The organism is Candidatus Binataceae bacterium (assembly GCA_035500095.1).
Classification (GTDB): domain Bacteria; phylum Desulfobacterota; class Binatia; order Binatales; family Binataceae; genus JAKAVN01.
On the sequence record DATJXN010000044.1, the window covers coordinates 48,551 to 56,749 of the forward strand.

9 protein-coding genes are annotated in these 8,199 nt (G+C 66.4%); 4 read left to right on the top strand and 5 right to left on the bottom strand.

The genetic code is table 11. The features are described 5' to 3' along the window. Positions 1-28: 28 nt before the first annotated feature. Together VMI09_05215 and VMI09_05220 are read right to left on the bottom strand one after the other, a co-directional pair. Complete coding sequence (locus VMI09_05215) at positions 29-928, bottom strand: MBL fold metallo-hydrolase (GenBank protein HTQ24075.1); 900 nt, start codon at positions 926-928, stop codon at positions 29-31. Positions 929-958: 30 nt separating this feature from the next. After that, entirely contained in the window at positions 959-1,399 is a 441-nt protein-coding gene (locus VMI09_05220) for a hypothetical protein (protein ID HTQ24076.1), read from the bottom strand. Between the two features lie 303 nt (positions 1,400-1,702). On the opposite strand from VMI09_05220, the gene VMI09_05225 reads away from it, so the two are divergent. After that, positions 1,703-3,088, top strand: coding sequence for an amidase (locus VMI09_05225; GenBank protein ID HTQ24077.1), 1,386 nt, complete (start codon positions 1,703-1,705; stop codon positions 3,086-3,088). A 7-nt stretch (positions 3,089-3,095) separates the two neighbouring features. On the opposite strand, the gene VMI09_05230 is transcribed toward VMI09_05225, so the two are convergent. Continuing rightward, complete coding sequence (locus tag VMI09_05230; GenBank protein HTQ24078.1) at positions 3,096-3,713, bottom strand: hypothetical protein; 618 nt, start codon at positions 3,711-3,713, stop codon at positions 3,096-3,098. A 288-nt stretch (positions 3,714-4,001) separates the two neighbouring features. Between VMI09_05230 and VMI09_05235 the strand changes: the two genes are divergently transcribed. Together VMI09_05235 and VMI09_05240 are read left to right on the top strand one after the other, a co-directional pair. After that, the gene (locus VMI09_05235; protein HTQ24079.1) at positions 4,002-4,400 is read left to right on the top strand and encodes a response regulator; all 399 of its coding nucleotides are present in this window, start codon (positions 4,002-4,004) and stop codon (positions 4,398-4,400) included. A gap of 111 nt (positions 4,401-4,511) precedes the next feature. Continuing rightward, positions 4,512-5,492 (top strand): sugar phosphate nucleotidyltransferase, encoded by a 981-nt coding sequence (locus VMI09_05240; protein ID HTQ24080.1) that lies wholly within the window; start codon positions 4,512-4,514, stop codon positions 5,490-5,492. Positions 5,493-5,496: 4 nt separating this feature from the next. On the opposite strand, the gene VMI09_05245 is transcribed toward VMI09_05240, so the two are convergent. Together VMI09_05245 and VMI09_05250 are read right to left on the bottom strand one after the other, a co-directional pair. Continuing rightward, on the bottom strand, positions 5,497-6,528 hold the full coding sequence (locus tag VMI09_05245; protein ID HTQ24081.1) for an LLM class flavin-dependent oxidoreductase: 1,032 nt from the start codon (positions 6,526-6,528) through the stop codon (positions 5,497-5,499). 92 nt (positions 6,529-6,620) lie between these two features. After that, a complete protein-coding gene (locus tag VMI09_05250) occupies positions 6,621-7,427 on the bottom strand; it encodes an RMD1 family protein (protein ID HTQ24082.1) in 807 nt (268 codons plus the stop codon). A gap of 82 nt (positions 7,428-7,509) precedes the next feature. Between VMI09_05250 and VMI09_05255 the strand changes: the two genes are divergently transcribed. Next, positions 7,510-8,076 carry a DUF983 domain-containing protein gene (locus VMI09_05255; GenBank protein HTQ24083.1) on the top strand — a complete coding sequence of 189 codons (567 nt, stop codon included), beginning with the start codon at positions 7,510-7,512 and terminating at the stop codon, positions 8,074-8,076. Positions 8,077-8,199 lie beyond the last annotated feature (123 nt).

Genomic DNA, 8,199 nt, shown 5'->3' on the forward strand with positions numbered 1-8,199 from the left:
TTCCCGGCAAAAACACTCAGAGCTTGCTTCAATCTCGGTTTGCTTCAATCTTGCCGCGCTGAAACGGCGCCATCGGGATCGATTCGCCGAGCGCAAGCCGCCCGCGATCGTTGCGCACCTGCGCCGCCAGCACCCGATCGTCGTGCGCGAACGACACCCACCATCCGCCCGCAACCGCGCGCGCCAGGTAATCCGCCTTGACCTCCATCGTGCGCAACGCATCGAGGTCGTAGGCCTGGTTCCACGGACCCTTCATGTGCGAGCGCGTGGGTACGATATCCGCCAAGTGAACGAAGCATCCGCCGGTGTCGATGACTTGCACGATCTGATGATCGGCAGTGTGGCCGCCGCTTACGCGGATGTGGAGACCCGGCATCAGTTCGACGTCGCCGTCCAGCGCCTCGAGCGAGTTGCCGAGTGGCGCGAGGCATTCTTCTATGTGTCGGTACGCGGCCCGCAATCGTTCATTGCGCGATCCGCGCGCGATTTCCATCTCGCCCCGCTGCACCATCACGCGCGCCCGCGGAAACGCGGCCTCGAGCGCCCCCGACTCGCGCCGCCGCACGATTCCGCCGCAGTGATCGAAGTGCAGATGCGACAGCACCACGTGCGTCACGTCGCCCGCCTCCATCCCGAGCGCGCGCAGCCCGTCCGGGAGCCATCCTTCGCCGTGGTCGAAAATCTTGCGCTCGACCGTGCTCAGGCGATTACCGATTCCGGTATCGACCAGCACGGCGGCGCCGCCGCGCATGATGAGCGGGCAGGTGAGATTCAGCCGGATGCGGTTGTTGTCGTCGGCCGGATGCTCGCGCTGCCAGAGCTCGCGTGGGACCACGCCGAACATGCATCCGCCGTCGTTGCGCCAAAGCCCGTCGCTGAGCATCGCGATCTCGAATTCGCCGATTCTGACTTTTCCCGGAGCGTCCATCTTTTCACCAGGGCGCGCGGCGCGCTCGCCTCACGCGCTTCCCGCGAGCCACAGCCCGAGCATAAGCGCGACCGCGCCGAGCCCCGCCATCGCGCCATAAATCCGCATGAGCCGCCGCTCGGCGCCGCCGGATCCCGCCGCGCCGAGCCGCGCCGCCGTTCCCCATGCGATCGCGAGCGCGGCGGCCATCGCGACCAGCAGCACTACCTTCGCGCCCAGGACCTCGACGAACGCCGTCGGCAGCTTGTAGTGCCGATCGCGCGCGACGTAGGCCAGGTTCGCGATTCCGCTGAGCGGCAGGACCACGATCGCGGCCAGGTTCAGCCGATTGAGCGCGGGCGCGACGCGCGCGGCCAGGCCTGCGCGCTCGTCTTCGGTGGACGCGCCCGCGGCCAGCACGAAGCTCAGGCTGACGGCGACCCATGCCGCGCCGCACAGCACGTGAATCCATAGGATGACGGTTCTCAGCATCGCTGGCCGGCCGTCAACGTCGCCGGCCCGCCTTTCGTCGCAAATTTTCCCGCTTCCGGGCGCTGCCCACGGCGGCTCCAACGCGTCTCACACTAGCGGAGGCGCCAGTGTTGTTGAAATCGCCGAATTGCACTAACAGACAGATGGGTATCGGTGCTCGCGGCGAAAGGAGCGGTGCTCGCGCGCGACGGTTTCGCCGGTCGCGGATGCTGCGCCGCACGAGCGCGGTCGGGCGGGGCATGTGGCGCGCCGCGCTGGCAAAAGCGGTCCCGCGAAATCAGTCCCGCAAAATTGGTGAAAAAAATGTTCGACACGTATATCGAAGCCTGGGAGTTGCGCGAACTGGTGCGCAAAAAAGAGCTGCGCCCGCGCGAGGTCGCGGAGTTTTACCTCGCCCGAATCGAACGGCTCAATCACAAACTCGGCGCCTACATGACGGTCGCCGCCGAGCGCGCGCTCGCCGACGCCGACCGCCTCGAGCGTACCGGCGCCGCGGCGGCGGCCGCGATGCCGCTTTATGGCGTCGCCTATTCGCTCAAGGACCTGACCTGGACCAGCGATATCCGCACTACGCTCGGGTCGAAGAACTTTGAAAACTTTCGCCCCCGCGCCGACGCCGAGCTTGCGGTGCGTCTGCGCGACGCCGGCGGAATTCTGCTCGGCAAAACCACCACGCCCGAACTCGGCGGCCGTCCGACCACCGAGGGCGGGCTGTGCCCGCCGGCGCGCAACCCGTGGAATCTAGAATTCAGCGCCGGCGGCTCCAGCGGCGGCGCAGCGGCGCAGGTCGCGGCCGGACTTGGCCCGCTGGCCGAGGGGACCGACGGCGGCGGCTCGATCCGCGTGCCGGCGGCGTGCAGCGGCGTGGTCGGCCTCAAACCCTCGCGCGGCCGAATAAGTTTCGCCCCGGTGATGGGCGAGGGATGGGCGGGGTTCGCGACCGAGGGGCCGATCGCGCGCTCGGTACGCGACGTCGCGTTGATGCTCGACGTGATGGCCGGTCCGGCGGTGGGCGACCCGTACTGGGCGCCGCCGCCCGCCAAATCGTTTGCCAGCGCCGCCGTGGATCGGCCCAAGCGCTTGCGGCTCGCGCTCATCGCCGAAAGCGCGCTCGGCCCGGTCGATCCTGAGGTCCGCGCCGCGCTGGATCGCGCGTGTGGCGTTTTTCGCGCGATGGGTCATAGCGTCGAGCCGGTCAACGTCGATCCGGCAAAGCGTCTCGCCGACTACACGCGCATCGCGATCACCGCCGGCATCGGCACCGTCCCGATAAAGGATCCAGATGCGATGGACCCGGTGGTGCGCCGCGCGTGGGAGGCCGGCCGGCGCCTTTCCGCCGCTGACTACCTGGGCGCGGTGGTGCGGATGCACAACACCTCGCGCGAGATCGTGCAGGCGCTCGCACCTTACGATGCGACGCTTGCGCCCACGCTGCCGACGGCGGCGCCGCGGCTCGGAATGCCGACCGACGATTTCGAGCAGTGGCTCTACCCGTTCATCCAGTTCACTTTTCCCTACAACGCCACCGGGCAGCCGGCCTTCTCGTTGCCCAACGGGTTCACCAAATCCGGGTTGCCGATCGGTCTGCAGATAACCGGCCGCCCCGCGGGCGAACTCGAAATCATCGCGCTCGCCGCGGCGTTCGAGGAAGCCGAGCCGTGGCGCGATCGGCGTCCGCCGCTGGATTAACGCCCGTTTAGCCGCGCCCGAGCATCGATTTGATCTGCCGCACGTAGCTGATATTGGCCTGGTCGCCGATCCCGAGTTTGCCGACGGCGTCGAGGACGGCTTGCGCGCTGGCCGACTCGACGGCCACGCTCTGCAGCTTGCGGCCGAGGATTTCGATTTCGACAAATTCCGCCGCGCTCTCGCCCATCGGGTAGTGGCGCCGGTTCTTCATCAGTTCTACCGCGGCGAGACGCTGATGCGGCTTCACGACGGCCTCGATGAATTCTTCGGCAGTGAAGACCCGGCCAGACAATGCCGGCGCGTCGACGCACAGGGCGGGGAGGATCTTTTGCGCGATCAGCGTCGCATCGATCGGAAACTCCGCCTTAAGGTACGCGTGCCATTGCTCGAGTCCTGATTCGGCGCCCAACAGCACCTTGATATCCATCAAGCCGGCCCTGATTTTTGCGTTGGTATCGGACGTCGTATCCGAGACTATATAAGTCTCGCGCGTTTGCTCGATTGGCTCGTGCCGGGAAAGCCGATCCAGCCGCGCTCTCACCTCGGCGAGCGACGGCGCCCAAATCCTGAATTCGTAGCGCGGCTCGCCATTGAACGCCGCAGTTTTTGAGTCGGTCGATGGCATCGGGAAGCGTCCTTCGGCCAATTGTTACCCACAGCCCGGGCACTCGCCAGAGCGTATCTCGCGCGCGGGAAAGCTGCCGTCCGCATTGAGGATTAATCATTCATTAATACTGCCGGAATATTCCAATAATCGGCGGATGTTTGGGTCAGGCAGGCAGCGAGTCCGCGACAGGGTTTGGCTATCGAAAGACGAGGTACTCGGGTGGCGCACGGACTTTGTCTCACTGATGAGTTTTCGAAGACATTCCTGCGACCCGGGTCTCCCGGACGTGGCGGAGGGGCGGTGGTGGTGGAAAAAGCCGAAGCGCTGGCGGCGGCGCATCCGAGGGTCTTGCTGGTCGAGGATGAGGCCGATATCCGGGAACTCATTCGTTACTCTCTCGCGCAGGCCGGCCTCGAAGTCGTGGAAGCCGGCGATGGTGTCGAGGCGCTCGAGAAGCTGAGCGCGTTCGTACCCGACCTGGTGGTGCTGGACCTGATGCTGCCCGGGATGCCGGGTCTCGAGCTTTGCCAGCGACTGCGCTCGCGTGCGGACACTGCGCGGCTATCGATCATGGTGGTGAGCGCGAAGTCGAGTCCTTCCGACAAAGCGCTGGGATTGGCTATGGGCGCCGACGACTACGTTACCAAGCCCTTCAGCCCGCGCGACCTGCTGACGCGCGCGATTGCGCTGCTGCCCCGCTACTAGAGCCCGGCGATCCGTCAAGACAAATTAATCACTCCTTCATCACAGCGTAACTGCGAGGCGCTAGCGCCTTACCCGACGGTACACGGGCGAGAGTGAAAGGCGCTGGACGCGTTGGTACAAAATCGATGGGCGATCGTGCTCGCCGGAGGCGAGGGCAAACGGCTGCGCAGGCTGACCCGCCGCCTTGGCCACGACGTCCCCAAGCAGTTCTGCCCGCTGCTGGACCGCGAGACTCTGCTGCAACTGACGCTGCGCCGGGTCGCGCTGGCGATCGATCCCGCGCGCACGTTCACCGTCGTGACCCGCGTCCACCAGCGGTTTTTTTCGCCGCTGATGGCGGAGCTTTCAGAGCTCGATTCCGGACGCAATCTCCGTGGCAATCTGGTGATCCAGCCCGACAACCGCGGGACCGCGGCGGCGATCGCGTACGCTGCTTTCCGCCTGGCCGAAATGGATCCGGCGGCGTCCGTTGCGCTTTTTCCCTCGGACCACTGGTTCAGCGACGACGTCGCCGTGATGCGCAGCGTCGAGCGCGCCTTCGCGATGGTTTCCGAATTCCGGGATTTGACTGTGGCGCTGGGGGTGGCGGCGCCGCGGCCCGAGGCGGGCTACGGATGGTTCGAGCTGGGCGCGCCGATACTCGACGACGCCGCGGGCCTGTATGAAGTGCGCCGCTTCTGGGAGAAGCCGCCGGCCGAGACCACGCGCGCGATCTGGAACGCCGGCGCGTACCGCAACAGCTTCATCCTGGTGGCGAGGGTCCCGGCACTGCTCGGCCTGATTCTGAAAACGCTGCCCCGATTGCATGCCGCCTTTAACAGCATCAAGCCCGTGCTCGGCACGATGTTCGAGGCGCAGACGGTCGAATCGCTCTATAGCGATCTGCCGCGGATGGAGTTTTCGCAGCGCGTGCTCGCCCGTTCGCCCGAAGCGCTGGCGGTGCTCGCGGTAAGCGATCTTGAATGGAGCGACCTCGGCGACCCGCAGCGGGTCCTGAACCTGCTGAAGTGCATCGCGCGCACCGGCCAGCGCGAACAACTCGCGAGCGCCATTCGCGCCGCGCTCCATCGGCGCACGCGGCGCGCCGCCTAGGCGCTCAGCCGCGAAAATGCGGCATAACCTTGCTCGCGAACAGCTCGAGATGCTCGTACATCTTTTTCGGCGGATAGCCCGGCGGCAGCGTCCAGGTGTAGTAGCGCTCGATCGGGATGCGCGTCGCGTAGTCGCGGATCATCTCGACCGCCCGCTCCGGCGTGACCACGTTCAGCAGGCCGCTCTTGCGCAGGTCTTCGACCGTTTCCATGCGCGGAAAGAAGTCCTGCCCGGAATCGCCCATCCATTTGGCGTAGAGGTTGATCTGGTAGAGCACGTGCGGCGCGAGCTCGGTCCACGTCTTGTCCGGATCCTTCGCCGCCACCAGCCAGACGTGCCCCGCGATCACGTGCGCCTTGGCCGGGTCTTTGCCCAGCGCGCGCAGCTCGGCCGCGTAATTGTCGTAGGCCGGCCGCACTTCGTTGATCGCGATATAGCCGTCGCCATAGCGCGCCGCGCGCCGCGTCGCGCCCGCGGCGAAACCGCCGACCCAGATCGGCGGCCGCGGCTTCTGCACCGGCTCGGGCGTGCAGCGCGCGCCCTCGAGATGGAAATGCTTGCCGTGAAAAGTCAGCGTCTCGCCATCCCACAGCCGCCGGATGATCTCGAGCGCCTCGTTCATCCGTGCCGCGCGTTCCTTGTACTTGAGCCCCAGCCCCTCGAACTCGCCGGCGCGGTAGCCCAGCCCGGCGCCGAGCTCGAAACGGCCGCCGGACAGGATGTCCACGGTGGCGCCGTCTTCCGCTAGGCGCACCGGATCGTACATCGGGAGCAGCACGACCGAGGTGCCGATCCTGATTTTTTTCGTCTTCATCGCGACCGCTGCCGCGATCGGCATCTGCGCCGGCGAGTAGCCGTCATCGACGAAGTGATGCTCGCTTAGCCAGACGTCGTCGTAGCCGACGCTTTCGCCGTAGGCGACCATATCGAGGGTTTCGGCGTAGAGTTTCTTGTAGGGGCGGCGCCATTGCGGCGGGTTGCGGAAATCGACCCACAGCCCGAAGCGCAATCGCGGATTTTTCGTGGCGGTCGGCATGAGCGCACCTCGCTGGGATTCGGCGCCTCAGCGGGCGCCGGTTCTCGAACAGTCGCATCTCTCACAAATAGGGAAAAAATGCCAGACGGCGATCATCGATGGCCGAAGCGCGGCATCACGACCTCGATCATGATCGGCATTACGACCTCGATCAGGATCAGGATGACCACGATCGTCTCGAGCAAGAGCACGCGCCGGTCCTGCGCGACTTCCGCGAGCAGCTCCAGCGCCTCCTGCACCGCGCGCAGCTTGAGCTCCAGCGCCCGGTAGCGGTCCACCAGGTCGAACTCCGCCCGCAGGTCGCCGTAGATGCGATCCATCTCGGGGTCCTCCCAGGCCGCCTCGGGCTTGTCGAGCAGGTGCAGCACCTGCAGCACCTCGCTGCGGGTCGAAATCGCCTCGCCGATGAAGCGATACAGCCCGCGCGTGCGCATCGGCACCGTTCCGCGCCGCTCGAGCTGTTCGACGAAACTCGCCGTGCGGACGGAAAGCCGGTCAACGATTCGCTCGTAGTATTCCATCGCCGCGCTCTGCGCCACGATCAGCGAAACGATGCCCGCGCGCGCCGGCGTCAGCCGATCGACCCTGAGCACGCCCTCGACGATGCCGGTGGAAAAGCCCGGGTCCTCGAGCACCGAGTAGTCTTCGCGGATAACTTGCGCGGTCAGCTTCGGCCCCGTCGTGAAGAGCCGCGTCAGTTCGGCCTCGCGCCGTTCGGCCGCAATGTCGTAAGCGACCACCGCACCGAACGGGAAGGCGTAGATGCCGCCTTCGGGCTCGAGCGGCGCATAGAGTTCGTGCGCGGAGATTTTGGCCTGCGGAAAGACCGGCGCAAGCTGCCTGAGAGTCAGATTTTCTTCGAAAGCGATCGCGTAGAACTGGTGAAGCCGCGCAGCCATCGCTCATGGATAGCATCACCCGCGCCGTGCGATAAGATATGGACCGAGGCGAAGCAGGCATGCCAGGCGGGCGGGTCCGGCGATGAGCCGGTTCGAGATGATATTCGCGATGGCTGCGGCGCTCGTGGTCATCGCGATCATGGCGGGGCTCGGCGTCATCCTTGCCCTGGCGATGGCGAGCGAAGACGGCGCGCAGGCGGCGGAGGAACGTGCCGCCGCGGGCGACGTGGAGCCGCGCGTGCCGGGATGGACGCTGCTTCGACGGGCGTTTGCGCGGCGCTGTCCGCGATGCGGCCGCGGCGCGATCTTCGCCTCCTATTTCAGGATGAATCCGCGATGCGCCGAGTGCGGCGCGGCCTTCTGGGTTGACCGCGGCGAATGGCTCGGCGCGTTCGTGGTCGATTGGGCTTGCGCGACCGCCCTCGCGATCGCGGTATGGGCGGCGCTCGAAGCTTTCACCGCGCTTGCGCAGATCGCGGAAATCGCGATCATCTCGGTCGCGGTGATGCTAAGCCTGTTCGCGACCTTCCCGTGGTCGCGGAGCCTTTGGACGGTGTTCCTTTATCTGACCGGCGTGATGGGCGAGCGTCCGGCAGGCGCGAATGAATCCGGCGAGATGGCGCCGCCGGCCGCCGCGCCGCCGCGTTGAGAGACCGCGGTACTCAGCCGCTGATGCGGTCCAGGTACGCGAGCAGCGCGTCCCGGATCGGAAGCTGATTCTTGTAGCCGCGCATCTCGGGGGATACCTTGTCGAGCGCCTGCGCGAGGCCGC